This window comes from Candidatus Competibacteraceae bacterium, from assembly GCA_016699715.1.
GTDB lineage: Bacteria > Pseudomonadota > Gammaproteobacteria > Competibacterales > Competibacteraceae > Competibacter.
In genome coordinates, this window is sequence record CP065007.1 from 2,292,420 (window position 1) to 2,319,218 (window position 26,799).

At 62.1% G+C, this 26,799-nt stretch carries 23 protein-coding genes; 18 read left to right on the forward strand and 5 right to left on the reverse strand.

Annotation, left to right across the window (positions count from 1 at the left end; all coding sequences use genetic code 11):
* Nucleotides 1-10: 10 nt before the first annotated feature.
* From IPM89_10275 to IPM89_10310, 8 genes are all read left to right on the forward strand, one after another.
* Nucleotides 11-1,639 carry an ABC transporter ATP-binding protein gene (locus IPM89_10275; protein QQS53290.1) on the forward strand — a complete coding sequence of 543 codons (1,629 nt, stop codon included), beginning with the start codon at nt 11-13 and terminating at the stop codon, nt 1,637-1,639.
* Nucleotides 1,639-2,112, forward strand: a complete 474-nt coding sequence (gene rnhA, locus IPM89_10280; protein QQS53291.1) for a ribonuclease HI — start codon at nt 1,639-1,641, stop codon at nt 2,110-2,112. Before IPM89_10275 ends, rnhA begins: the two co-directional genes overlap by 1 nt.
* A gap of 14 nt (nt 2,113-2,126) precedes the next feature.
* Complete coding sequence (gene dnaQ / locus IPM89_10285; protein ID QQS53292.1) at nt 2,127-2,867, forward strand: DNA polymerase III subunit epsilon; 741 nt, start codon at nt 2,127-2,129, stop codon at nt 2,865-2,867.
* Nucleotides 2,868-3,051: 184 nt separating this feature from the next.
* Nucleotides 3,052-5,115, forward strand: coding sequence for an AAA family ATPase (locus IPM89_10290; protein QQS53293.1), 2,064 nt, complete (start codon nt 3,052-3,054; stop codon nt 5,113-5,115).
* 7 nt (nt 5,116-5,122) lie between these two features.
* Nucleotides 5,123-6,079: a cytosolic protein gene (locus tag IPM89_10295; protein QQS53294.1), complete on the forward strand. Its 957-nt coding sequence runs from the start codon at nt 5,123-5,125 to the stop codon at nt 6,077-6,079.
* 14 nt (nt 6,080-6,093) lie between these two features.
* The gene (locus tag IPM89_10300; GenBank protein QQS53295.1) at nt 6,094-6,495 is read left to right on the forward strand and encodes an ATP-dependent helicase; all 402 of its coding nucleotides are present in this window, start codon (nt 6,094-6,096) and stop codon (nt 6,493-6,495) included.
* A 9-nt stretch (nt 6,496-6,504) separates the two neighbouring features.
* Complete coding sequence (locus IPM89_10305; protein ID QQS53296.1) at nt 6,505-8,484, forward strand: AAA family ATPase; 1,980 nt, start codon at nt 6,505-6,507, stop codon at nt 8,482-8,484.
* Between the two features lie 15 nt (nt 8,485-8,499).
* A complete protein-coding gene (locus tag IPM89_10310; GenBank protein QQS53297.1) occupies nt 8,500-9,813 on the forward strand; it encodes an McrC family protein in 1,314 nt (437 codons plus the stop codon).
* 74 nt (nt 9,814-9,887) lie between these two features.
* Here the strand turns inward: IPM89_10310 and IPM89_10315 are convergent, their stop codons facing one another.
* Nucleotides 9,888-10,895: an NAD-dependent epimerase gene (locus tag IPM89_10315; GenBank protein ID QQS53298.1), complete on the reverse strand. Its 1,008-nt coding sequence runs from the start codon at nt 10,893-10,895 to the stop codon at nt 9,888-9,890.
* A 20-nt stretch (nt 10,896-10,915) separates the two neighbouring features.
* Nucleotides 10,916-12,193 carry a Vi polysaccharide biosynthesis UDP-N-acetylglucosamine C-6 dehydrogenase TviB gene (gene tviB / locus IPM89_10320; GenBank protein ID QQS53299.1) on the reverse strand — a complete coding sequence of 426 codons (1,278 nt, stop codon included), beginning with the start codon at nt 12,191-12,193 and terminating at the stop codon, nt 10,916-10,918.
* 179 nt (nt 12,194-12,372) lie between these two features.
* On the opposite strand from tviB, the gene IPM89_10325 reads away from it, so the two are divergent.
* A complete protein-coding gene (locus tag IPM89_10325; protein ID QQS53300.1) occupies nt 12,373-13,770 on the forward strand; it encodes a TIGR03013 family PEP-CTERM/XrtA system glycosyltransferase in 1,398 nt (465 codons plus the stop codon).
* Here IPM89_10325 and metG read toward each other — a convergent pair whose 3' ends face one another.
* Nucleotides 13,771-15,801 carry a methionine--tRNA ligase gene (gene metG, locus IPM89_10330; GenBank protein ID QQS53301.1) on the reverse strand — a complete coding sequence of 677 codons (2,031 nt, stop codon included), beginning with the start codon at nt 15,799-15,801 and terminating at the stop codon, nt 13,771-13,773.
* A 142-nt stretch (nt 15,802-15,943) separates the two neighbouring features.
* Here metG and IPM89_10335 point away from each other — a divergent pair, with 142 nt between their 5' ends.
* The 4 genes from IPM89_10335 to IPM89_10350 all read left to right on the forward strand — a co-directional run bounded on the left by IPM89_10335 (nt 15,944) and on the right by IPM89_10350 (nt 18,665).
* Nucleotides 15,944-16,240, forward strand: coding sequence for a hypothetical protein (locus tag IPM89_10335; protein QQS53302.1), 297 nt, complete (start codon nt 15,944-15,946; stop codon nt 16,238-16,240).
* A gap of 84 nt (nt 16,241-16,324) precedes the next feature.
* A complete protein-coding gene (gene apbC / locus IPM89_10340) occupies nt 16,325-17,413 on the forward strand; it encodes an iron-sulfur cluster carrier protein ApbC (protein ID QQS53303.1) in 1,089 nt (362 codons plus the stop codon).
* An 11-nt stretch (nt 17,414-17,424) separates the two neighbouring features.
* On the forward strand, nt 17,425-18,027 hold the full coding sequence (dcd, locus tag IPM89_10345; GenBank protein QQS53304.1) for a dCTP deaminase: 603 nt from the start codon (nt 17,425-17,427) through the stop codon (nt 18,025-18,027).
* Nucleotides 18,028-18,053: 26 nt separating this feature from the next.
* Entirely contained in the window at nt 18,054-18,665 is a 612-nt protein-coding gene (locus tag IPM89_10350) for a Uma2 family endonuclease (protein ID QQS53305.1), read from the forward strand.
* Here IPM89_10350 and purN read toward each other — a convergent pair.
* Together purN and purM are read right to left on the reverse strand one after the other, a co-directional pair.
* Nucleotides 18,655-19,323: a phosphoribosylglycinamide formyltransferase gene (purN, locus tag IPM89_10355; protein QQS53306.1), complete on the reverse strand. Its 669-nt coding sequence runs from the start codon at nt 19,321-19,323 to the stop codon at nt 18,655-18,657. The genes IPM89_10350 and purN overlap by 11 nt on opposite strands.
* Nucleotides 19,320-20,414 (reverse strand): phosphoribosylformylglycinamidine cyclo-ligase, encoded by a 1,095-nt coding sequence (gene purM, locus IPM89_10360; GenBank protein ID QQS53307.1) that lies wholly within the window; start codon nt 20,412-20,414, stop codon nt 19,320-19,322. The genes purN and purM overlap by 4 nt, the downstream gene beginning before the upstream one ends.
* Nucleotides 20,415-20,477: 63 nt before the next feature.
* Here purM and IPM89_10365 point away from each other — a divergent pair, with 63 nt between their 5' ends.
* From IPM89_10365 to nadD, 5 genes are all read left to right on the forward strand, one after another.
* Entirely contained in the window at nt 20,478-23,069 is a 2,592-nt protein-coding gene (locus tag IPM89_10365; protein QQS55872.1) for a leucine--tRNA ligase, read from the forward strand.
* Nucleotides 23,070-23,080: 11 nt separating this feature from the next.
* Nucleotides 23,081-23,590: a hypothetical protein gene (locus tag IPM89_10370; protein ID QQS53308.1), complete on the forward strand. Its 510-nt coding sequence runs from the start codon at nt 23,081-23,083 to the stop codon at nt 23,588-23,590.
* Nucleotides 23,591-23,599: 9 nt separating this feature from the next.
* The gene (locus IPM89_10375) at nt 23,600-24,640 is read left to right on the forward strand and encodes a DNA polymerase III subunit delta (protein QQS53309.1); all 1,041 of its coding nucleotides are present in this window, start codon (nt 23,600-23,602) and stop codon (nt 24,638-24,640) included.
* 50 nt (nt 24,641-24,690) lie between these two features.
* The gene (locus IPM89_10380) at nt 24,691-25,974 is read left to right on the forward strand and encodes a glutamate-5-semialdehyde dehydrogenase (protein ID QQS53310.1); all 1,284 of its coding nucleotides are present in this window, start codon (nt 24,691-24,693) and stop codon (nt 25,972-25,974) included.
* A 135-nt stretch (nt 25,975-26,109) separates the two neighbouring features.
* The gene (nadD, locus tag IPM89_10385; GenBank protein ID QQS55873.1) at nt 26,110-26,799 is read left to right on the forward strand and encodes a nicotinate-nucleotide adenylyltransferase; all 690 of its coding nucleotides are present in this window, start codon (nt 26,110-26,112) and stop codon (nt 26,797-26,799) included.

Consider the following 26,799-nt stretch of genomic DNA (forward strand, 5'->3'; position numbering starts at 1 on the left):
TGGATCGAACATGCAGGCAATCGACGCGGTACCCCTCCTCGAAGTTCGCGACCTGTCCGTCTCCTTCGGCGCGACCACGGCGGTCAAGCAGGTGTCGTTCACGCTGGAGCGCGGCCAAACCCTGGCGCTGGTCGGGGAGAGCGGTTCCGGCAAGTCGGTGTCGGCGCTTTCCATCCTGCAACTGCTGCCCTATCCCCATGCCCGGCATCCTGGTGGGAGCATCCGCCTGCGCGGCGAGGAGCTGGTCGCCGCGGCGCCGGCCCGTCTGCGCGAGGTACGCGGCAACCAGATCGCCATGGTGTTCCAGGAGCCGATGACCTCGCTCAATCCCCTGCATTCCATCGAAAAGCAGATTGGCGAGACACTGTGGTTGCACAAGGGACTGAGCGGCGCGGCGTTAAAGGCGCGGATCGTGGAGTTGCTGGATTTGGTGGGTTTGCCCGACGCCGCGTATCGTTTGAATGCCCTGCCGCATGAACTGTCCGGCGGCCAGCGCCAGCGGGTGATGATCGCCATGGCCCTGGCCAACGATCCCGACATCCTGATCGCCGACGAGCCGACCACGGCGCTGGATGTCACTATCCAGGCCCAGATCCTCAAGCTGCTCAAGGAATTGCAGGCGCGGCTCGGCATGGCCATCCTGTTCATCACCCATGATCTGAGCATCGTTCGCAAAATGGCTGACCGGGTGTGCGTGATGCAGGCCGGCGTGGTGGTGGAAACCGGCCCGGTCGCCGAGCTGTTCGCCCACCCGCAACATCCCTACACCCGGCAACTGCTGGCCGCCGAACCCAGGGGCGAGCCGCCGCCGGAAAGCGGCGATGCGCCGGAAGTCATGGCCGGCGACGATCTCAAGGTTTGGTTTCCGCTCAAGCGAGGATGGCTGGGGCGCGTGGCCGATCACGTCAAGGCGGTCGATGGGGTCAGCGCTCAGGTACGCGAGGGGCAGACCCTGGGCGTGGTGGGGGAGAGCGGTTCCGGCAAGACCACCCTGGGACTGGCGCTGCTGCGGTTGTTGTCCAGCAAGGGCGCGATTTGCTTCCAGGGCCAGCGCATCGATGAGCTGTCCGGCAAGATGCTGCGGCCGTTGCGCAAAGCCATGCAGATCGTATTTCAGGACCCCTACGGTTCGCTCAGTCCCCGCTTGTCGGTGGGCGAGATCATTGAGGAGGGTTTGCGGGTGCACGGGCTGGCCGGCGACCGTGCCGCCCGCCGGGCCTGGATTGCCGGGGCGCTGGAGGAAGTCGGGCTGGACCCGGACACTCAGGATCGTTACCCGCATGAGTTCTCCGGCGGTCAGCGCCAGCGCATCGCCATCGCCCGCGCCTTGGCCCTGCAACCGCGCTTGCTGGTGCTCGACGAACCGACCAGCGCCCTGGATGTGTCGGTGCAGGCGCAGATCGTGGATTTATTGCGCGAGTTGCAGCGCCGCCACCGGCTGGCCTACATCTTCATCAGCCATGATTTGCGGGTGGTGCGGGCGCTGGCCAATCATCTGCTGGTGATGAAGAACGGTCGGGTGGTGGAGGCGGGACCGGCGCGGCGGGTGTTCGAGCAACCCGAACATCCCTATACCCAAGCGCTGCTGGCGGCGGCCTTGAACCTGGAGGCGACGGGTAATGGGATGGTGGCGGTCTGATGACGAACGGAACCAGGAATACCGAAGCGGAGTGGGTGGCGCTGTTCACCGACGGTGCCTGTTCCGGCAACCCTGGCCCCGGCGGTTGGGGGGCGTTGCTCCGATATCAGGGGCATGAGAAGGAACTGTCCGGTGGCGAAGCGGCCACCACCAACAACCGTATGGAGCTGCTGGCGGTCATTCATGGCCTGGAGGCGCTGAAACGCCCGATGCGGGTGCGGATTTGCACCGACAGCCAGTACGTCATGAAGGGTATGACCGAATGGCTGACCGCCTGGAAGCGGCGTGAGTGGAAAACCGCCGACCGCCAGCCGGTCAAGAACGTCGATCTCTGGCAACGCCTGGAAGCCGCCCTGACCCCGCATCAGGTGGAATGGGAATGGGTGCGCGGCCACAGCGGCCATCCCGAGAACGAGCGAGTGGATCAACTGGCACGGGCGGCGGTTTCCCGCATCAAAGCAGGCGGAGTCTGAACGGAGCGATGGGTATGCACGAACGGCAAATTGTGCTCGACACGGAAACCACCGGCCTCGATCCCGGCCAAGGGCATCGGGTCATCGAAATCGGCTGCATCGAACTGCGGAACCGGCGGTTGACCGAGCAGCGCTTCCACGTCTACCTGCGACCGGAGCGCGCCATCGACGAAGGAGCCATGAAGGTTCACGGTCTGACCAATGAGTTCCTCGCCGACCAGCCGCGCTTTGCCGAGATCGCCGATCAGTTCCTGGAGTTCATCCGGGGCGCGGAATTGATCATCCACAACGCGGCTTTCGACCTGGGTTTTCTCAATCACGAGTTGCGGCGCTGCGGGCTCGGTCAGAGCACACTGGAGCAGATCTGCCGGGTCGAGGACACGCTGTTGCTGGCCCGCCAGCGCCATCCCGGCCAGCGTAACAATCTGGATGCCCTGTGCAAGCGCTACGGCGTCGATAACTCACAGCGCGCCCTGCACGGTGCCCTGCTCGACGCGGAAATTCTGGCCGATGTCTACCTGGCGATGACGCGCCAGCAGGATTCGCTGTTCGTTCAGGAGAGCGCGGCCACGATGCGGCGCAACCAGGAGAGCCGACGGGCGGCACTGCCTCGGAACCGGCCGCCGCTGCCGGTGCTGCGCGCCAGCGCCGAGGAGCGCGCCGCTCACGACCAGTATCTGGACATGCTGGACAAGAAGAGCGGCGGGGCCTGCGTGTGGCGGCGGCTGGATGAAGTGGCCACCGGCTCGGCCTAGCGACTTTTGACATCTCGCTCATAAGCTACAATACATGGGTAACCCTTTCGATATCGCGTTCCTGTCCGACTCGTGGAATCACCGTCGCGAACCACCCCGGCGCTGCGCGCCACCCCTCCTTGTCCAAGGAGGGGAGATTCTACAACGGATTTGGGAACGCTATAGCACCCAGTAGCGGAGTGTCTTGGTCGTCGCATCCATGAATTTCATCATCGCCAGTACCTTTATCGACAGCCTGGCTCGTCTCGCGACCCAAGCGCAGACCCTGGTCAAACAGGCGGCGTTCGATCTCCAACTGGGGCCGGAACACCCGAGCTTTCAGTTGCATCGCCTGGATCGCGCGACCGACAAGCATTTCTGGTCGGCGCGGGTCAACCTCGACTTGCGCATCATTCTCTACCGCGACGCCGATCACCTCGTGCTGTGTTATGCCGCGCCTCACGACGAAGCATACCGTTGGGGCCAGAAGCGGCGCTTTGAAGTGCACCCGCAGACTCATGCCGCGCAAGTCGTTGAAATCCATGAGCGGGTGGAAGAAGTCGTCAAATACATACCGCGCGAGACGCCGTTGCTGTTCGGTCATTACGACAGCGACTATCTGCTCGCGCTGGGCGTGCCGGAGGCATGGCTGGATGCGGTGCGCCATGCCGGCGAAGAGCATCTGGATGAGTTGCTGGATCGCTTGCCGCAGGAAGCGGCGGAGCGCCTGCTGAAACTCGCGTGCGGCGAGCCGGTGCCGCGTCCGGTGACGGTCACCGAGACGCCCTTCGCGCATCCCGACGCCCAGCGCCGGTTTCGCGTCATCGACAACCAACAGGAATTGCGCCGGGCGCTGGAATATCCCTGGGAGCGCTGGATCGTCTTCCTGCATCCGACCCAGCGCGGCGTGGTCGAGCGGCGCTATGGCGGACCGGCGCGGGTCTCGGGAGCCGCCGGTACCGGCAAATCGGTGGTCGCCCTGCACCGGGCCGCCGCGCTGGCCCGTTCCGCGCCGCAGGGGCGGGTGTTGTTGACCACCTTTTCCAAAACCCTCGCCGCGCGCCTGAGCCAGAACGCCGATTTATTGCTGGGTTCCGACGCCCCGGAACGCGCCCAGATCGACATCGTTCATCTCCACAAGCTGGCACGGGATACGTGGGTCAACACGCTCAAACGCAAGTTCGCTTTCATCAATACCAAGCGGTTCAACGAATTGCTGCAAACCGCCATCGCCAAAACCGGTGTGGCCGAATGTTCTCCGGCGTTTCTCAAAGCGGAATGGGAGGCTATCGTCAATTTTTGGGGCATCAACGATGAAGAAACCTATCTTCGCGTCTCACGGAAAGGGCGTGGAACCCGATTAGGCATCCGGCAACGGCGGGCCGTTTGGGGTGTATTTACCGAGTTTTTGGCGGTACTGGAAGAGAAGCACTACATGACTTGGGAACGCCTGTGCTTCCGCCTCGCCGCCGAACTGGCCGAACTGGCCGAACGGCCGCCGCCCTACCTGTATGTCGTCGCCGACGAGGCGCAGGACTTCGGTCCCGCCGAGTTCCGCTTGTTACGCGCCTTGGTTGCCCCTGGCGATAACGATCTCTTTTTGTGCGGCGACGCCGGCCAGCGAATTTATCAGCCCCGGTTTTCCTGGAAGGCGGCGGGTATCGAGGTACGCGGACGGGCGACGCGCTTGACGGTGAATTACCGCACCACCGAGCAAATCCGCCGTTTCGCCGACACACTGCTGCCCGCCGCGCTGGATGAGGATGGCGACAGCAAACCGGAACCCCGCGCGTCCATTTCGCTGTTGAAGGGGCCGCCACCGGAAGTCAGCGGCTATGCCCATGTGAATGAAGAAATCGCCGGCGTTGCCCAGCGCTTGCGGGAGTTGACGGCTGGCGGCTTTTCGCCCCGCGATATCGCGATCTTCTGCCGCAGCGAAACCCGGCTCAAGGAACGCGCCGAACCGGCTTTGCAACAGTGTGGCTTGGCGGGTCATTATCTCAGCGATGAAGCGCCGCCGACCGACGCGCATGTTTCGCTGGGCAGTATGCACCGCGCCAAGGGCTTGGAGTTCAAGATCGTCATCGTGATGGGCTGCGATGAGGATATGTTGCCGCGCGCCAGCGTACTCAGCGAATTGGTGGATGAGGCTGATCGGGCGGTTTTTATCGAGCAGGAACGGCAATTGCTCTATGTGGCCTGTACTCGTGCCAGGGAGCGGTTGTTGGTGACGTATAGCGGTAGGCCGAGTTGCTTCTTGCAAACCTGATCTGGTGATGAAAAATCCCTCCCGCACCCGCCGAAAGCCACCCGACCGTTCGGACGACTTTGATTCCCCCTGGAAGACCCTGCTGGAACGCTGGTTTCCCGCCTTCATGGCCTGGTTCTTCCCGCCCATCGCCGCCGAGATCGACTGGGCGTGCGGCTACGTGTTCCTGGACAAGGAGTTGCAGAAAATCAGCCGCCGCGCCAAGGAAAAGCGCCGCTATGCCGACAAACTGGTTAGAGTCTGGCGGCGTACCGGTGAGGAAATGTGGGTGCTGGTTCATGTCGAAATCCAGGCCGGCCAGGAAACCGACTTCGCCGAGCGGATGTTCGTCTACTACTACCGGCTGTTCGACCGCTACCGGTTGCCCTTGGCCAGTCTGGTGGTGCTGGCCGACGACCGGCCCCAGTGGCGGCCGGATCGCTACGAACGCCAATTGTGGGGCTGCGAGCTCAAGCTCACGTTTCCGGTGGTCAAACTATTGGACGATCGGGGGCGGATGGCGGAACTGGAAACGGACCCCAATCCTTTCGCCCTAGCGACGGCGACCCATCTGCTGGCGCAGGCGACCCGCCAGGATCTGCCGCAACGGCTAGCCGGCAAGCTGGCCCTGACCCGGCGGCTGTACCAGCGGGGCTGGACCAAACCGGAAGTGCTGGACTTGTACGAGTTCATCGACTGGCTGCTGGCCTTGCCCGAAGCTCTGGAAGAGGCGTGTCTCGATGAGATTCATGAGTTGGAGGAGAGTACGAAGATGCGGTACATCAGCAGCGCCGAACGTATCGGCATGAAGCGCGGAACGCAATTAGGAATACAACAGGTGCTACGCCGACAACTGCAACGACGTTTCGGCGATCCACCCGCCTGGGTCGAAACCAAACTCCAGGAAGGAACGCCTCCCCAATTGGAACGATGGGCCGATCAATTGCTGGACGCTGATACCGTGGAAGCCGTGTTCAAGGAATAGACTTATGCGCTACAGTGTGGGAACTGACGGCCGACGAGTTCGCGCCCCGCGATATCGCGATCTTCTGCCGCAGCGAAACCCGGCTCAAGGAACGCGCCGAACCGGCTTTGCGGCAGTGTGGCTTGGCGGGTCATTATCTCAGCGATGAAGCACCGCCGACCGACGCGCATGTTTCGCTGGGCAGCATGCACCGCGCCAAGGGATTGGAATTCAAGGTCGTGATCGTGATGGGCTGCGACGAGGACATGTTACCGCGCGCCAGTGTACTCGGCGAATTGGTGGATGAGGCTGATCGGGCGGTTTTTATCGAGCAGGAATGGCAATTGCTCTATGTGGCGTGTACTCGTGCCAGGGAGCGGTTGTTGGTGACGCACAGTGGTAAAGCGAGTCGGTTTTTATTAAACAAAAATCAATAAGTAACTAAAATGTCAAATGATAATATTGATGAATGTTGTGATCTTATTAAAAGCTATATTAGTGACTCACCTTTTCAGAATAAAATTATTGAATTAATTAAATGGGCTTTTCTGCTTAGTAATGACTTTGATGATGCTCCTTCAGTTAAATATTATCCTAAATATGTTAAAAATATTGAAGAAGAAACTGGAAAATGGGTTGGTCTTTTTTTAAAAGATCGCGATCATTCTTTTTTAAAAATTTATTTACATAAGTATAATAATGTCGATCAGGATCGGGGCTTATTTCATATACCTATTAACGCGCTTAAAAACCAGTCTGACCCTTTTAAAATCTATCCAGGGAATGCGGGCAATTGGGCTAGAATTACAGAAAAGGAATTTAATATGCTACCTAATACTTATAAGCTGCAAGAATGTATTGAAGAGTCTTATCGTTTGAGGCTTAGTGAATTAGGAATTCGTACAAATAAAAAAACGAATCCAGTTTCTTTTATTAAGGATACGAACCAGCTTTCTGATGATGAACTGCTAAGTCACTTCGATGGAAAGGAGGCCTTCAGAGAGATCCGTCAGTCATGGTCGCCGCAAGACAAGGTTTTATTTTGCCGACTGGCTAGGGCCGTACACGCTGCCGGTCTGGACTGGTGGCATATGGAAATTGAAAATCCAGTCCAAGTCCGCTTTGGCCGTAAGAACGTCGGTAGCGAGCGCGCTAAAGGCGTACTCGGTATTTATTATCCCAGCACACGAAATATCACTTGGGAGCGCGAGCTTGGCGTGATGTCCAAGCTGAATCGAAAGCCACTGACTGAAGAACTATTTACCAGAATTGAATCCGCGCTGGCCTCGGAACGCCAAGCTATTAACGAGTGGTGGGGCCTGTTTTTCGAGCGCCACGCCCTCTGGCCGGATCAGCTTCTCGAAGACCCCCCCGATTCGAACGAGGGAGCTAAGGAAGAGAAAACACCGGCCAACAAGGCGAGCGTGCCGCCATCTAATCGCATCTACTACGGTCCACCAGGGACCGGCAAGACATATAAGCTCTCGCAGATGTTGAAGCGAGACTACGAGCAACCTGCGGGTTCTGTGCGGCGCTACAGTTTCGTTACGTTTCACCAGTCCTACGGCTACGAGGAATTTATCGAGGGCCTGCGCCCCCTCCTACTGGATGGCGATGCAGAGTCGAACGAACTCCGGTACGAGATCCGGCCAGGCGTCTTCAAGGATTTGTGCCGCAAGGCCCGCGAGGCACCCGATCAACGCTTCGCGATGGTTATCGACGAAATCAATCGTGGCAATATCAGCAAAATCTTCGGTGAACTGATCACGCTCATCGAACCCGACAAGCGCGAAGGCGCCGAAAACGCCGTAACCGTCACGCTCCCATATTCGGGCAAACCATTCTCGGTCCCCGCCAACGTGGACATCATCGGCACGATGAACACGGCGGACCGATCACTGGCGCTGCTGGACACAGCTTTGCGGCGGCGTTTTGATTTCGAACCGCTCATGCCAGACAGCCGTGACGAACCCGGCGCGCCCCTCCACGGCTTGCGGGTAGCCCATGGACAAAAGATCATCGACATCCCAAGAATGCTCACCGCGATCAATCGGCGGGTGGAGGCGATCTACGACCGGGACCACACCATTGGCCATGCCTATTTGACCACGCTGGCCAGTGTGCTGGACGATGGGCAACGCTTCGAGGCGCTCGGGCAGATTTTCCGTAACCGGATCGTGCCGCTGTTGGAAGAATACTTCTTCGAAGACTGGCAGAAGATCCAACTCGTTTTGGCGGACAACCAAAAAGGTGAAGCGGCGCGCTTTATGACCGCGAGCGAGGATCACGAGGATGATCTAACCCGCCTGTTTGGCAACGATCACGGCCTCGATGCGTTCACCACCAAGAGGCGTTACGCCTTGCAGGAATCCGCGTTCTTCAATCCTGATGCCTACATCGGTATCTACCAGACGCTGGCGCTCTGATTGGCTGACAGGAAGATGAGCAGCGTCACGATCCACGAGTTCGGCGTGCTGGTTAAACAGGGGACGGACGACAGCAAGACCGACGAGTTGGGTAAGGTGCCCGCCAACGTGTTCGATTGGCTGGAGAAGCAGTGCCTGCATACTTCCGAACAAGGTGACGTGGCCTGGCTGCGGCTGACCCAGCGACGCGGACGAAAAGTCATTCAGGTCAAGAGCTTCGTCGGCGTCATTCGCGCACCTGATGGGTTTCAGATCGAAGTGTTGCCCAAGGTGGGGCAGGCGATCGGCGGCGGCCCTGCTCAGGCGCGGCAACTGCTGATTGAGATGCTTCGCTGCCTGAGCGGGTTTCGCCATATTCAGATCGACCGAGCCAAGCTCGCCGCCACGCGGATGCCTTTGCTGGAGGTGTTCGTTGGCGAGTTTCTGCTGGCTGTCGAACACATCGTCAAGCGGGGCCTGCGTAGCGCCTATTCGTCGCGGCAAGACAACCTGTTTGCCCTGCGTGGCAAGTTGCGGGTAGCACAGCACCTGCGCCAGAACCTCTGCCGGGCGGATCGATTCTTTACCGAGTACGATGAGTTTTCGACGAACCGCCCAGAAAATCGCTTGCTACACAAGGCCTTGCGCCGCGTCTTGTCGATATCGGCATCGCAGGCGAATCAAAAGTTGGCACGCGAGTTGTGTTTCGTGTTCGCCGACATCCCGGAGTCCACCCAAGTTGTACCTGACTTTCAGCAGGTTCGGCTCGACCGGGGAATGGGCTACTATGCCGACGCGCTGGCCTGGGCACGGCTGATCCTGGAAACAGAATCGCCCTTGACCGGTGTCGGCGAAAACCGTGCTCCATCCCTGCTTTTTCCAATGGAAGCCGTATTTGAGGCTTTCGTGGCCAAACATCTGGCAAGGCAACTGGCACGGCCGCTGATCCTGAAAACCCAGGCACACAGCCATCATTTGGTTCGGCACCAGGAGCAAAATTGGTTCCGCCTCAAGCCCGATCTCCTGGTCCGCGATGCCGCACGGGACTTGATCGTGCTGGATACCAAGTGGAAACTGCTGGATGATCTGAAGTCCGATAGCACAGACAAATACGGGTTATCGCCAAACGACTTCTACCAGTTGCAGGCCTACGGCCAGAGTTACCTGGACGGAAAAGGTGATGTTATTCTGGTATACCCAAAAACTGACCGTTTTGCCCAGCCATTGCCTGTTTTCGATTTCCCAAAGGCTCCAGATCTGCGGCTCTGGGTGTTGCCATTCTGCTTGGAATCACGGCGGTTGCTGGCACCGGCCAATGCGCCCTTTGATGCGTGCTTTCCGGTTCGGTGAATTACTGGCTACCCTAATCTTCACCAGAGAGATAACAGCGGCAGTCAATCCGTCTTTTCCTCGCTGACGGAACGCTAGACCCGATAGTACTCCCGATACCAGGCCACGAAGCGGGCCACGCCCTCCTCGACTGGGGTAGCGGGCCGGTAGCCGACATCCTCGGCCAGCGCCTCGACATCAGCATAGGTATCCGGCACATCGCCGGGTTGCATTGGTAGCATGTTCTTGATCGCTACCCGCCCCAGGCATTGTTCCAACACCTCGATATAGCGCATCAGTTCCACCGGCCGGTTGCTGCCGATGTTGTAGATCTGGTAGGGCGCGCGGCTGGTGGCCGGGTCCGGCGTCTCGCTCGACCAGGCCGGGTTCGGCGTCGCCACCCGGTCCAGCGTCCGCACCACCCCCTCGACGATATCGTCGATATAGGTAAAGTCGCGGCGGTGATGACCGTGATTGAATACGTCGATCGGCTCGCCGGCCAGGATGGCGCGGGTGAACAGGAACAGCGCCATGTCCGGCCGGCCCCACGGCCCGTAAACGGTAAAGAAGCGCAAGCCGGTGGCCGGCAGCCCGTACAAATGGCTGTAGGTGTGCGCCATCAGCTCGTTGGCTTTCTTGGTGGCGGCGTACAGGCTGAGCGGGTGATCGACGTTGTCATGCACCGAAAACGGCATCCGGGTGTTGGCGCCGTACACCGAACTGCTCGAGGCGTAGACCAGATGCTCGATTTGATGATGGCGGCAGGCCTCCAGGAGATTGACGAAGCCGACCAGATTGGAATCGACGTAGGCGTGCGGGTTCTGCATCGAGTAGCGCACCCCGGCCTGAGCGGCCAGATTCACCACCCGTTGCGGCCGATACCGGGCAAAAGCCTCGCTAAGAGCCGACCGATCCTCCAGGTTGGCACGCACCTCGCTAAATCCAGGATGCCGTTGCAGGCGGGCCAGCCGCGCCCGCTTCAGGTTGACATCGTAGTAATCGTTCAGGTTGTCGAAACCGATGACCTCGTCACCGCGATCCAGCAAGCGCTGGGACAGCGTCGAACCGATGAAACCGGCGCTTCCCGTGACCAGAATTTTCATGGCGGACTCCGCATCGGCCTTTACAAGCGGCCGTCCACGCTGCCGGCGGGCAGCAAATATTTAACATCGAACAGCACCGCGTTGGGCTTGCCGGTGGCGCGGAGGCCTTCCGCCCCCATCTCGTGGAACTGACGGTGGCCCACCGCCAGGATGATGGCGTCGTAATGTCCCGGCTTCAGCTCCGCGACCGGGTCGATGTCGTATTCATGCCGGGCCTCCCGGGGGTCCACCCACGGATCGTACACATCGACGCAGGCGTTGTAGTCGCGAAATTCCCGAACGATGTCCACCACCCGGGTGTTGCGCAAATCCGGGCAGTTTTCCTTGAAGGTCAGGCCCAGCACCAGCACCTTGGCGTCCATCACCGCGATCCGGCGCTGGTTCATCAGCTTGACCACCCGTTGCACCACGTAGGCGCCCATGCCGTCGTTGATGCGCCGCCCGGCCAGGATCATTTCCGGGTGGTGGCCGATCTGTTGGGCCTTGTGGGTCAGATAATACGGATCGACGCCGATGCAATGGCCGCCCACCAGCCCCGGCCGGAACGGCAGGAAATTCCACTTGGTGCCGGCGGCGCGCAACACTTCCTCGGTGTCGATGCCCAGGCGGTTGAACAGCAGGGCCAGTTCGTTGACCAGGGCGATGTTGACGTCGCGCTGGGTATTCTCGATCACCTTGGCGGCTTCCGCCACCCGGATGCTGGAAGCACGGTGGGTGCCGGCGGTCACAATGCTCCGGTACAGCGCGTCCACGAATTCCGCCGCCTCCGGGGTGGAGCCGGAAGTGATCTTGAGGATGGTGGTGACCCGGTGGTCCTTGTCGCCCGGATTGATGCGTTCCGGGCTGTAGCCGGCGAAAAAATCCGTGTTGAAACGCAAGCCGGATTCCCGCTCCAGGATCGGCACGCAGACTTCCTCGGTGGCGCCGGGGTAGACCGTGGATTCGTAAATCGCCACATCGCCCGGTTTCAACAGCCGGCCCACCGTGGTGCTGGCGCCGATCAATGGACCGAAATCCGGACGCTTGTAGTCATCCACCGGAGTCGGTACCGTAACGATGTAGACGTTGCAGTTTGCCAAGTCCCCGGCGCGGTCGGTATAAAGCAGGTGACGGGCTTGTCGCAATTCCTCGGGCGCGACTTCCAGTGTGCTGTCGCTGCCGGCCTGTAGCTCGCGGATGCGGGCGGCGTTGATATCCAGACCGATCGTCGGGAACTGCTTGCCGAATTCGACCGCCAAAGGTAAGCCCACGTAGCCGAGGCCGACGATGCCGATGCGAGTATTGGCGAGATCAAACATGCATTGGTGCTCCGTTTGCGGGGAAGGTTGCAAATGCTGGCAAGTATAGAAGAGGAGACGGAGCCGATGGGCGGGCTTTTATCGCACCGTGAACTCTACGATGGGTGCGTTCCAAGCAATATGGACTTACAGACATTATGGAAGAATAAGGCATATCCAATCATAGGCATCCCCCCATTATGATGCGCCTGCTCAGACACTATATTTCCCAGGCGCTGCTGACGCTGTTGGGGGCGGAAGCACTCAGCCTGTTTTGGTCGATCTATCTCGCTCGGACACTGTATTTCGCCCTGGTCCAGAGCGAAGGCTGGCCTCGGATGAGCGAGATGGTCCCGAGCGCGGCCGTTTTCATGATCGTCATGTTGACGATCATGATTGCGCTGGGTTTGTACGAACGCAATTTCTGGAGCGGCAAAGGCGAAATGCTGCTGCGGGTCGGCGTCAGCTTCCTGTTCGGGCTATTCGCCATGACCTTGCTGTACTACCTGGTGCCCGACCTTGCGCTCGGCCGTGGCGAGTTCAGCCTCGCGATGGGGATTGCCTTTCTGAGCATCCTGCTGTTGCGCTTCATCTTCTTCAGGATCTCCAAGCAAGATCAGCTCAAGCAGCGGGTGCTGGTGTTGGGCGTGGGCGACCATGCGGCCGAGATCGAGTCATTGCGGCAACAGGGAACCCTGAGTTTCCTGGTCCCCGGCTATATTCAGGTTCATGAGCAGGAAACACCGAGAGTGCCGGCTGGCCGCATGTTGCGGGTGACCAGCAACCTGGCCAAGTTGGCGGATGAGCTGGACATCGACGAGATCGTGGTGGCCATGGACGACCGGCGCAAGGGGTTTCCCGTTGACGAGATTCTGGAGTGCAAAATCAACGGGGTTGCGATCAGTCATTTTCTGGGTTTCTTCGAACGGCAGACCGGCAAGATCCAATTGGAGGCGTTAAGGCCGAGCAGCATCATCTTTGCCGAAGGTTTTCAGGGAATGGGGCTCAGAAGCACCGTGAAGCGGGTGCTCGATGTTACCGCGAGTCTGTTGTTGCTGGCGTTGACCTGGCCGTTCATGTTGGTGGCGACCTTGGCCATTTGGCTGGAGTCGGGTGGCCGCGGGCCGATTTTATACCGACAGACCCGAGTTGGATTCAAGGATCGGTTGTTCGAGGTGATTAAGTTTCGCAGCATGGTGGTCGATGCCGAGAAGGATGGCAAGGCGGTCTGGGCCGGGAAAAATGACTCGCGGATCACGCGGGTCGGCGCGATACTGCGCGAAACCCGCGTCGATGAGTTACCTCAGTTGTTCAATGTGCTGCGCGGCGATATGAGCTTCGTCGGCCCGAGGCCGGAGCGGCCGGAATTCGTGGCCGATCTGTGCCGGAAAATCCCTTGCTATTCCATGCGGCATATGGTCAAGCCGGGCATCACCGGCTGGGCGCAGATTTGCTACCCCTATGGCGCTTCCGAGCAGGATGCGCGCGAGAAATTGCAATACGATTTGTATTACATCAAGAATTACAGCTTCTTTTTCGACGTCGTGATCCTGCTACAGACCGTTCACACCATCCTGTGGGGTCGGGGCGCGCATTGATCATTTGACCCGCATCCCCGGCTCCGCGCCGCTGTCCGGGCCGAGCAGGTAGATACCGCCCCCACCGCCGGCCGCCAGCACCATGCCCTCGGAAACGCCGAAACGCATCTTGCGCGGAGCGAGATTGGCGACCAGCACGGTCAGCCGGCCTTGCAACACCTCCGGCGAGTAAGCGGATTTGATGCCGGCGAAGACCTGACGGGTTTCGCCACCGAGATCCAGTTCCAGCCGCAGCAGTTTGTCGGCGCCCGCCACCGCTTCGGCCTTGACGATCCGCGCCACCCGCAAGTCCACCTTGGCGAAATCCTCGATGCCGATGGTGGGGCCGATCGGATCGTCGATCAGCGGCCCGCTCGGTACGGGCGTCTCTTCGCCGCTTGGGGCGGCTTCCCTGGATTCCTCGATGATCGCCGCGACTTGCGCCATTTCCACCCGCTGCATCAGCGGCTTGAACTCGGCGATGGCATGACCGAGCAGTGGGTTGCCGGCATCGCTCCAGCGCAGCGGCGGGATTTGCAGGAACTGTTCGACCTGCGCCGTCAGACCGGGCAGCACCGGCTTGAGGTACAGCGCCAGCACTCGGAACAGGTTGAGCCCCAGGCTGCAAACGGCCTGCACTTCGGCCTCGGCGCCGGGCTGTTTGGCCAGTGTCCAGGGTTTCTTCTCGTCGATGTACTGATTGGCGCGGTCGGCCAGCGCCATGATCTCGCGCATGGCCCGGCCGAATTCCCGTCTTTCGTAAGCCAGGGCGATGGAATCGGCGGCGGCGACAAATTCCGCATACAAGCCTGGTTCGGCGAGATGGTCGGCCAGTCGGCCGTCGAAGCGGCGGGTGATGAAGCCGGCGCTGCGGCTGGCGATATTGACCAGCTTGCCGACCAAATCACTGTTGACCCGCTGCAGGAAGTCCTCGAAGTTGAGGTCGAGGTCGTCGATGCCGTCGCTTAGCTTGGTGGCGAAGTAGTAACGCAGATATTCCGGCCGTAGATGATTGAGATAGGTGCGGGCCTTGATGAAGGTGCCCCGCGATTTCGACATTTTCTGGCCGTCCACGGTCAGAAAACCGTGGCAATGCACGGCGGTCGGCTTGCGGAAGCCGGCTCCGGTCAGTTCCGCCGGCCAGAACAGAATGTGGAAATAGGCGATGTCCTTGCCGATGAAGTGGTGGACCTCGGCGTCGCTGTCCGGCCCCCAGAAATCGTCGAAGCGTAGACCGGTGCGGTCGCAGAAGTTCTGGAAGCTGGCCATGTAGCCAATCGGCGCGTCCAGCCAGACGTAAAAGTACTTGCCGGGCGCATCGGGGATTTCAAAGCCCCAGTACGGCGCGTCGCGGGAGATGTCCCATTCCTGCAAACCGGCGGTGAACCATTCGTTGAGCTTGTTGATCATCTGCGACTGGATCGGCCCGCTGGCGATCCAGTCCTTCAGCATGGCCTCGAAATCGGCCAGTTTGAAAAAGAAATGCAGCGATTCCCTGGTAATCGGCGTCGCGCCGGACAGGACCGAGCGCGGGTTCTTCAGGTCGGTGGGGGAGTAGGTGGCGCCGCAGTTTTCGCAACTGTCGCCGTACTGATCCGGCGTGCCGCAGCGCGGGCATTCGCCCTTGATGAAGCGATCCGGCAGGAACATCTGCTTTTCCGGGTCGAAGGCTTGGGTGATGACCCGGCGGCTGATGTGGCCGGCTTCGTTCAGGCGCTGATAGATCAGTTCGGCGTACTGCCGGCATTCCGGCGAATGCGTGGAGTAATAGTTGTCGAACTCGATCAGGAAATCGCTGAAATCGGCGTGATGTTCCCGCCAGATCCGCTCGATCAGTTGTTCCGGGGTTACGCCGTCCTGTTCGGCGCGCAGCATGATCGGCGTGCCGTGGGCGTCGTCGGCGCAAAGGTAGTAGCATTCATGGCCGCGCAGTTTCTGGAAGCGGACCCAGATGTCGGTCTGGATGTATTCGACCAGGTGGCCGATATGGATCGGGCCGTTGGCGTAGGGCAGGGCACTGGTGACGAGGATGCGGCGGGTTTGGTCGCTCATGGTCCGGATCGTTGCGGTCAGTCGGAAAGGTCGCTACGTTAGCAGCATTGCCGCATGGCTGTCATCCGCCGAGCGGAACGCCCGCCATGTGGGGTTTTCACGAAATCGGGTCGAGTCGTTCTTAACTAATGAGGAGCTTCCCATGCAAGTCCAAAGCGTGTTCGGCTTGGCGATGGTGGTGGCCGGGCTGGCGGCCACGGGTCCCGTTCGTGCCCAGGGGGCGCTGGCGGAGGAAATCTGGAGCGCGAATTTTTGCCAGCAGGCGGTGTCTCTGGCGGAACAGCATGGCGAATCGCCAGATGTGCTGAATCAGGTCAATTGCCAGGGAATGGCGGATAATTACCAGCCCTCGTACTGGCAATGCGTGCTCGCGGCCCTGAAGGCGGATGCCCGCCTCAGATTGGAAGTGGCCCGACAGAAGTGCCTGGTCGGCTATTGAACGGCCGCGTCGGGCGCACTGGAAGTGCCGGCGCCCGGTTTTCCGATATCGAATCGAACTTATCTTGCAGGAGAAATCTCGCTTATGACCGCTGTATCGCGTGCCGATGTGGAAACCGCCCTTAAGGGCTATGTGGACCCGTATCTCGAACAGGATTTGATCGCCGCCAAGTGCATCAAGAACATCCAGATCGGAGCCGATCGCATTGAGATTGATGTGGAACTGGGATTTCCGGCGGCGGGCTATCGGGATACCTTGATCGCGGCCCTGGGCGAGCGGTTGGCGGCGCTGGGCGCCGGCGAGGCGGTGGTGCGGGTGGAGTGCAAGGTGATCGCCCACGAGGTGCAAAAGGGGCTGAAACCGATGCCGGGCGTGCGCAACATCATCGCCGTGGCGTCCGGCAAGGGCGGGGTCGGCAAATCCACCACGGCGGTCAATCTGGCCCTGGCGCTCAGCGTCGAAGGGGCGCGGGTCGGCTTGCTGGACGCCGATATCTATGGCCCCAGTCAGCCGCGCATGCTGGGCGCGCGCCAACAGCCGGAATCGCCGGACGGCAAGACGCTGAATCCGGTCGTCAGCTACAACATCCAGTCCATGTCGATCGGCTATCTGATCGAGGAAGATACGCCGATGGTCTGGCGCGGACCGATGGTGACCCAAACCCTCGAACAACTGCTGCGCGATACCCGCTGGCACGATCTCGATTATCTGATCATCGACCTGCCGCCGGGCACCGGCGACACGCAGTTGACCCTCTCGCAGAAAGTGCCGGTCAGCGGTGCGGTCATCGTCACCACGCCACAGGACATCGCCTTGCTGGACGCCCGCAAGGGGCTGAAGATGTTCGAGAAAGTGGAGATACCGGTGCTGGGTATCGTCGAGAACATGAGCATCCACATCTGCTCGCAATGCGGCCACGAGGAACACATTTTCGGCGCGGGCGGCGGTCAGCGCATGGCGGAGCAGTACGACGTGCCCTTTCTCGGCTCGCTGCCGCTGGATATTCGTATCCGCGAGGAAACCGATGGCGGCCGACCCACGGTGGTGGCGGAGCCGGACAGCCGCATCGCCGGCCTGTATCGGGAGATCGCCCGTCGTACCGCCGCCCGACTGTCGCTGCAAGCCCGGAACTACAGTCACAAGTTCCCCAGCATCGTGATTCAAAACACCTGAGGTTTGCCGATATGCGGCTGTGCGATCGCGACATCGAACGCTGTCTGGACGAAGGTAAAATCCGCATCGAACCGCGTCCGGCGGTCGGCCGGATCAACGGGGTCAGCGTGGACCTGCATCTGGGCAGCCGCTTCCGGGTGTTCAACGATCACGCCGCGTCGCATATCGACCTCAGCGGGCCGCGGGAGGAAGTCGATCACGCCATCAACCGGATCATGGGCAAGGAGATCCGAATCGGCGCGGATGGCGCGTTTTTCATCCATCCCGGTGAGCTGGCGCTGGCGGCCACCGTCGAGACCATTACCGTGCCGGACGATCTGGTCGGCTGGCTGGATGGCCGTTCCAGCCTGGCCCGGCTGGGATTGATGGTGCATGTCACCGCCCATCGTATCGATCCCGGCTGGAGCGGCGCCATCGTGCTGGAGTGCTTCAATAGCGGCAAGCTGCCATTGGCGTTGCGGCCCGGCATGGCGATCTGCGCCATCAGCTTCGAGACCCTGACCGGTCCCGCCATGCGCCCCTATCACCAGCGGCGGGACGCCAAATACAAGCGGCAGACTGGTCCGACCCCGAGTCGGATCGGCGACGACGAGCCGCCCGACCAGAGTCATTGAACGAGTGATCGACCGAGGGAAAATTCATGGCCGCATCCGTGTCGTTATCGCCAGCGATTCAGCCCGCCGCGAAAACCGGTCCGATCCGGCATCTATGGACGGTGGATGAGTTTCAGCGCATGGGGGAAACCGGCTTTCTCGACCCGGAAGCGCGGCTGGAATTGATTGAGGGAGAACTGTTCGAGATGGCGCCGATTGGCAGCTTTCACGCGGGAACCGTGGGTATTCTGAATCGCCTGTTCATGCGGTCGGTTGCCGGTACGCAAGTTGTTTATGTGCAAAACCCGATTGTGTTGGGCGACGACTCCGAACCACAGCCCGACATTGTCCTGCTGCGCCCGCGTGCGGATTACTATTTGGGCGCGCATCCCCGCGCCGGGGATGTATTGCTGCTGATTGAGGTGTCGGACAGCACGGTGCAATTCGACCGCAAGACCAAGGTACCGCTCTACGCCCGGCACGGCATTCCCGAAGTGTGGCTGGTGGTGGGGCCGCGCCGCCGTCACGTTGAGATCTACCGTGATCCGCAACCGGAACACGGTGTTTATCAAACCTGCTTGCAGGTGCGGGAAGGCGGATTGGCGCCCGTTCTGTTGCCAGCGGCGGAAATCCGCCTGGATGAGTTGTTCATCGGCTGAGTGGCGCTTCCTCCAGCCGCAACGGTGCGGCCAGCGGTTTCCCATCGAACCACACCCGTTCCCCGTCCAACCGTACCCGCCCTGCCGCGAACCAGCGAATCGCCAGCGGGTACAGTCGGTGCTCCTGCTCCAGGACCCGCGCCGCCAGCGTGTCGGGGTCGTCGCCCGGCAGTACCGGAACCCGCGCTTGCACGATGACCGGCCCGCCGTCCAGTTCGGCGGTGACGAAGTGGATGCTGGCTCCGTGTGCGGTTTCGCCGGCCGCGATGGCTCGTTCATGGGTGTGCAGGCCGCGAAACCTGGGGAGCAGCGAGGGATGGATGTTGAGTAGCCGTCCTCGATAATGTTCGGTGAAGCTGGCGGTCAGCACCCGCATGAAGCCCGCCAGCGCCACCAAGTCCGGTTGCTGACGGTCGATCATTTCGATCAGGGTTGCTTCGAATTCCGTCCGGTCGGTGAAGTACTTATGGTCCAGTTCCAGCGCGGGAACGCCGGCCTGGCGCGCCCGTTCCAGACCATGCACGCCGGGGCGGTTACTGATGACGGCCGCCACTTCGACCGGTAGTTCTCCGTTCGCGGCCTGATCCAGAATCGCTTGCAGATTGCTGCCGCGCCCCGAGATCAGCACCACCAGCCGGATTTTTCGAGTGGCGCTCACGGCAGAAACTCCACGAACGGCTCGTCCTCACCGGCGGCGATCCGGCCCAGCGTCCAAACCGTTTCGCCCGCGTCCCGTAAAATCGCCTGAGCCCTCTCCGCATCTTCCGCCGCGACGCAGACCACCATGCCCACGCCGCAGTTGAAGGTGCGCCGCATTTCCGTCTCGGTCACGCCGCCCTGCTGCCGCAACCACTGGAAAATGGCTGGTCGTGGCCAGCTTGCGGTATCGATGACCGCCTGGGTGTGGGGCGGGAGAACGCGCGGCAGGTTTTCGGTCAGGCCACCGCCGGTGATGTGGGCGATGGCGCGGACCTCGACCTGCGCCAGCAGTTGCAGCACCGGCTTGACGTAAATGCGGGTCGGCGCCAGCAGTGCTTCACCGAGCGTGCGGTCCCCGGCGAACGGCTGATCCAGCTTTGCGCCGCCGACCGCCAGGATTTTACGGATCAGCGAATAGCCGTTGGAATGCGGGCCGGAGGACGCCAGACCCAGCAACACGTCGCCCGGCGCGATCCGCGACCCGTCGATGATCCGGCTTTTTTCGACCACACCGACGCAGAAACCGGCCAGGTCGTAATCGCCTTCGCCGTACATCCCCGGCATCTCGGCGGTTTCGCCGCCCACCAGCGCCGCGCCGGCTTGTTCGCAGCCATCGGCGATGCCCTTGATGACGGTGGCGGCTACGTCCACATCCAACTGGCCGGTGGCGTAATAGTCGAGGAAGAACAGCGGCTCGGCGCCGGTCACCAGCACGTCGTTGACGCACATCGCCACCAGATCGATGCCGATGGTGTCGTGGCGGCGCAGCTCCAGCGCCAGTTTGAGCTTGGTGCCGACCCCGTCGGTGCCGGACACCAGTACCGGTTGGCGGTAGCGGTCCAGCGGCAGTTCGAACAGCGCGCCGAAACCACCCAGCCCGCTCAGCACGCCGGGCCGGAGGGTGCGCTTGGCGTGCGGCTTGATGCGGTCCACCAGCCGGTTGCCGGCTTCGATGTCCACGCCGGCGTCGCGGTAGCTGAGGGCGGGAGAGTGCGGAATGGAATCGTTCACGGATGATTGACCTCGATAGCGCGGTCCGGTCCAGACCATGCGGGCGGCTGAAAAGTTGTGCTATCTTACCGCACTTCGTTTTAAAGCCAGGTAACAGCCGTGATCGCCGAGTCGTACAACCCGCAAGCCATTGAAGCGGAAGCGCAACGCCACTGGGATGAGCAGCGAACCTTCGCCGCGCGCGAGGAGCCGGGTCGCGAAAAGTTCTACTGCCTGTCGATGTTTCCCTATCCCAGCGGGCGGTTGCACATGGGCCATGTGCGCAACTACACCATCGGCGACGTGATCGCCCGCTACCAGCGCATGTTGGGCAAGAGCGTGTTGCAGCCGATGGGCTGGGACGCCTTCGGCCTGCCGGCGGAGAACGCGGCCATGGCTTCCGGGGTCGCGCCGGCGCAGTGGACCTTCGATAACATCGCCTACATGAAAAAGCAGCTTCGTCTGCTGGGCTTCGCGGTGGACTGGGAGCGTGAGGTGGCCACCTGCCAGCCGGAGTACTACCGCTGGAACCAGTGGCTGTTCCTGCGGATGCTGGAAAAGGGCATCGCCTACCTGAAAACCGGCGTGGTCAACTGGGACCCGATGGATCAGACCGTGCTCGCCAACGAGCAGGTGATCGACGGGCGCGGCTGGCGCACCGGCGCGCTGGTCGAGAAGCGCGAAATCCCGATGTATTACCTGGCGATCACGAAGTACGCCGAGGAACTGCTGGCGGAGTTGGCGCACCTGCCCGGTTGGCCGGAACAGGTCAAGCTGATGCAGAAGAACTGGATCGGCAAGAGCCACGGGGTACGGATCGGCTTTCCGCACACGGTGGGCGAGGGCGGCACTCTTTGGGTGTTTACCACCCGCGCCGACACGCTCATGGGCGCTACCTACGTGGCCGTGGCCGCCGAGCATCCCCTGGCGCTGCACGCCGCGCAAACCGATCCCGAACTGGCCGCGTTCATCGACCAATGTCGGCATGGTGGCGTCACCGAGGCCGAGTTGGCGACCCAGGAAAAAAAGGGCATGCCGACCGGGTTGACCGTCACCCATCCCCTGAGCGGCGAACCGCTGCCGCTGTGGGTCGCCAACTACGTGCTGATGGGTTACGGCGAGGGCGCGGTGATGGCGGTGCCCGCCCACGACGAACGCGATTTCGAGTTCTCGTGCAAGTTCGGTCTAGCGATCAGGCCGGTGATCCGCACCCGCGCCGGCGACGCCACGCCCGCGCCGTGGCAAGACGCCTACGCCGATTACGGGGTCTGCATCAATTCCGGCCAGTACGACGGATTGGACTTCGAGCAGGCGGTGGATGCCATCGCCGCCGATCTGAGCGCCAAGGGTTTGGGCGAGAAGAAGGTGATCTGGCGACTGCGCGACTGGGGCGTATCCCGACAGCGCTACTGGGGTACGCCGATCCCGATCGTCCATTGCGAATCCTGTGGCGCGGTGCCGGTGCCGGACGAGGATTTGCCGGTGGTGTTGCCGGGCGACCTGATTCCGGACGGTTCCGGCAACCCGCTCGCCAAGTACGCCGAATTCCTGGACTGCGCCTGCCCGAGCTGCGGAAAGCCGGCCCGGCGCGAAACCGACACCATGGATACCTTCGTCGATTCGTCCTGGTATTTCTTCCGCTATTGCACGCCGGGCGCGGCGACGATGACCGATGCCCGCGCCGATTACTGGATGCCGGTGGATCAGTACGTCGGCGGCATCGAACATGCCATCCTGCATCTGCTGTATTCGCGGTTCTGGACCAAGGTCATGCGCGATCTGGGCCTGACCACGGTGTCGGAACCGTTCGCCCAGTTGCTCACCCAGGGCATGGTGGTGGCGCCCACCTTTTACCGGGAAACCGCGGACGGCCGCAAGCAGTGGATCAACCCGGCCGACGTGAAGGTACAAACCGACGACAAGGGCCGGCCGCTGGCCGCGACCCTGAACGCTGATGGTCAGCCGGTGGTGATCGGTGGCATCGAGAAGATGGCCAAGTCCAAGAACAACGGCGTCGATCCTCAATCCCTGATCGATCAGTACGGCGCCGATACCGCCCGTCTGTTCATGATGTTCGCCGCGCCGCCCGATCAGGCGCTGGAATGGTCCGATTCCGGCGTGGCCGGCGCCTACCGCTTTCTGCGCCGGTTGTGGCTCCACGCCGCCGAGCATCAGGAGGCGATCCACGCCGCCGGCGAGCCGGATGCCGCCGTGTTGTCGGAGCCGCTGCGCGAGCTGCGCCGCGAGGTGCACGAGGCGCTCCGGCAGGCGCTGTACGACTTTAGTCGCCACCAGTTCAACACCGTGGTTTCCGGCGGCATGAAAATCCTGAACGCGCTGGGTCGGATCGAGATGGGCGCTGATGTGTCCGCCGCCGCCGTGCGCCGCGAAGGGCTGGGCATCCTGCTGCGGCTGCTGTCGCCGGTGGCGCCGCATGTGACTCACGCGCTTTGGCGGGATTTGGGCTATGGCGACGACGTGCTGGACGCCGCCTGGCCGACGCCCGACGCAGCGGCGCTGGTTCGTGACCTGATGACGCTGGTGGTGCAGGTCAACGGCAAGCTGCGTGGACAGATCGAGGTGCCGGTGAACGCCGACCGCGATCTCATCGAACAGGCGGCGCGGGCCGAGCCGAATGTCCAGCGCTTCGTCGAAGGGAAAGCGTTGCGCAAGATCGTGATCGTGCCCGGCAAACTGGTCAATCTGGTGTGCTGAGCGAGTCGAACATGCCTCGGATCATGCTGGGGTGGGTCCTGGGTGGCTGGATGCTGCTGCTGGCCGGTTGTGGTTTCCAGCCGCGTGGACAAGCCCAACTACCGCCGGAACTGTCGGTGGTTTATATCCAGAGCCAACTGGCGATGGGAACGCCGCCGGGCGCCGTGAGCCGCAAGCTGCGGCTGTTGCTGGCGGACAATGGCGTGACGATTACCCGCGATCCGGCCCAGGCAAAGGTGGTCATCACCATTCTGCGCGAGGGCAGCGGTCGCCGCGTGGTCGCCGTCGACCGTCTCAATGTCAAACGGCAGTATTTTCTGGCTTACGACACCGCTTACCAGGTGACGCTGGCCAACGGCAAGGCCCTGATTCCGCTGGAAGGACTCAGTGCCAACCGAACCTTGTTGTATGACGAAAACGAAGTGCTCGGTTTCGAGGCCGCGCAGGAAGCCCTGGTGGACAACATGGCCGATGATCTGGCTTGGCAAATCGTCCGCCGCTTGCAAACCATCGGTTCCTGAGGACGCCGCTTGCGAGTGCGTCCCGAACAGCTCGCCGCGCATTTGCGCAAGACCCTGGCGCCGCTCTATCTGATCTTCGGCGAGGAAACCCTGCTGGCACGGGAATCCGCCGACGCGCTCCGCGTCGCCGCCCGCGAACGAGGCCATGCGGAACGGGAATGCCTGACGGTCGATGCCGGTTTCGACTGGAACACGCTGCGCCAACTGGCGGCCAGCCCCTCGCTGTTCGCCAACCGGCGGTTGCTGGAGCTGCGCCTGGGCAACGCCAAGCCGGGCGATGCCGGCGCCAAGGCGCTGAGCGAGTATGCGGCCCGTCCCGCCGCCGACGCGGTGTTGTTGGTCACCGCTGGCAAACTCGACTGGAATACCCAGAAAAGCCGCTGGTTCGCCGCCCTGGATGCGATGGGCGTGGTGGTGCCGGCGGCGCCGGTGGAGCCGGGGCAATTGTCGGTCTGGATCGAACGCCGGCTGCGGGAACGCGGTCTGAAACCCACCCAGGAAGCGGTGCTGTTGCTGGGCGAGCGGGTGGAGGGCAATCTGTTGGCCGCCGCCCAGGAAATCGAGAAGCTGGCATTGCTGACCGGCGAGCAGCCGCTGACCGTCGACAGGGTATTGGCGGCGGTCGGCGACAGCGCTCGATACAGCATCTATGATTTCGTGGATGCCGCCCTGCGTGGCCAGCCGGAGCGCGTTGCGCGGATTCTGAATGGTTTGCGCGGCGAAGGCGTGGAACCGGTGTTGGCGAACTGGGCCTTGCATCGGGAGCTTCGGGTACTGAACGCGCTGGCTTTCGCCCGTGACCAGCGCCAGCCGCTGGAAACCGTGTTCGCCGCGTTCGCCGCCCGCAAGGAAATCGTCTGGGACAAACGGAAGCCGCCCCTGCTCCAGGCCCTGCAACGGCTGACACTGGCCGATTGCCGGCTGTTACTGGGTGGCTGTGCCCGGACCGACCGCGCGATCAAGGGCATCGAGCCCGGCTCGCCATGGGATGCGTTGCTGATGGTGGGTTTGCGACTGGCCGGTCGGCCGTTGTTGTCCGACGAACTGTGATGTCATAGCCCGGCGCATGAGGACGCGTCGGTCATGAGGATGCTTTGCCGATGAACGATACCCATACGGAAACCGCCAACACCATCGAGCGCTACATGCTGGATGTGGGCCGGCGCGCGCGCGCCGCGTCCCGCATCGTCGGCCGCGCCGAAACCCGGATCAAGAACGGCGCCCTGCTCGCCATCGCCGCCGCCCTGGAGGCGGACGAGGAACGGTTACTGGCGGCCAACCGCCTGGACATGGACGCCGGCCGCGCCGGCGAGTTGGACGCGGCCCTGCTGGACCGCCTGGAGCTGACGCCCAAGGGCGTGCGCGGGATAGCGCAAGGTTTGCGGGAAATCGCCGCCCAGCCCGATCCGGTGGGCGAGATCATCGATCTCAAATATCGTCCATCGGGCCTTCAGGTCGGGCGGATGCGGGTGCCGCTGGGGGTGATCGGCATCATCTACGAGTCGCGGCCGAACGTGACCGCCGACGCCGCCGCGCTTTGTTTGAAGGCCGGTAACGCCGCCATCCTGCGCGGCGGTTCCGAGGCGTTGCATTCCAACCGCGCCATTGCCGCCTGTATCCAGCGGGGGTTGGCCGCCGCCGGCTTGCCGACCGACGCGGTGCAGGTGATCGACACCGCCGACCGCGCCGCCGTCGGCGCGCTGATCGGCATGGCCGAATACGTGGACGTGATCGTGCCGCGCGGCGGCAAGAGTCTGATCGAGCGAATCAGTCGCGAGGCGCGGGTGCCGGTGATCAAGCATCTGGATGGCGTCTGCCACGTCTACATCGACGACCGCGCCGATCCCGACCAGGCGATGTCGATCGCTTACAACGCCAAGACCCAGCGCTACGGCACCTGCAATACCATGGAAACCCTGCTGGTGGCGGCGGGCATCGCCGATCGGGTGCTGCCCGAATTGGGCCGGCGCTACCAGGATGCCGGCGTGGAATTGCGCGGCTGCCAGCGGACCCACGACCTGTTGCCGGAGATCGGGATGGCGACCGAGGAAGACTGGTACGCCGAATATCTGGCGCCGGTGCTGGCGGTTCGGGTCGTCAACGATATCGACCAGGCCATGGACCACATCGCTCTCTACGGCTCCGCCCACACCGACGCCATCGTGACGGAGGATTACGGTCGGGCGCGGCGTTTCCTGCGCGAGGTGGATTCCAGTTCGGTGATGGTGAATGCTTCCACCCGCTTCGCCGACGGTGGCGAGTATGGCCTGGGCGCGGAAATCGGTATCAGCACCGATAAGCTGCACGCCCGTGGCCCGGTCGGCGCGGAAGGATTGACCACTCTGAAATTCGTGGTGCTGGGCGATGGGCATATCCGGGAATGAGAGCTGAAACCGGCAAGGCACCGGGCGAGCGGTCATGGCTGACCATGCTGCCATCATGACCCGATCCCCATCGGGTTTTTTGCGAGCGCGGCGCGCGCGATCCCCGGCGCGAGAGCGATATAAATCGTGAATTCAATGTCGGCGGCCTCCCGCTTTCCACCGTATCCGCGCCCCATCGGGGTGTTGGGCGGCACCTTCGATCCGATCCATTACGGTCATCTGCGACCGGCGCTGGAGTTGCTGGAGGCGCTGGATCTGGCGGAAATCCGCTTCGTGCCCTGCCGGATTCCGGCGCATCGCGGTTCGCCGCGAATCGCCGCCGAGCAGCGGCTGGCGCTGGTGCGTTTGGCCACGGCCGGGCAAGCGGGCTTCGCGGTCGATGATCGGGAACTGCGCCGGGAGGGACCTTCCTATATGGTGGATACCCTGGCCTCGCTGCGCGAGGACTTCGGCGATATCCCCCTGTGTCTGATCGTCGGCGTCGATGCCTTCCGCGAACTGCATACCTGGCATCGCTGGCGGGAATTGAGCCGGTTCGCCCACATCGTGGTGATGCAGCGGCCCGGACCGTCGAAGCCGTTCGTGCCGGTGCTGGAGGAATTGATCGCCCCACGCATGACGGACCCCACCGCCCTGCGCCAGCGGCTTGCCGGCGGTATCCTGTTCCAGCCAGTGACCCAGTTGGACATCTCCGCGACTGACATTCGCGCTTTGCTGGCGCGTGGCCAGTCGCCCCGCTTTCTGTTGCCGGAGACGGTGCTGGCCCGTATCCACGAGCAGGTGCTGTACCGGTCGTTGCCCGCCCCGACCCCCGTGACTTTATGA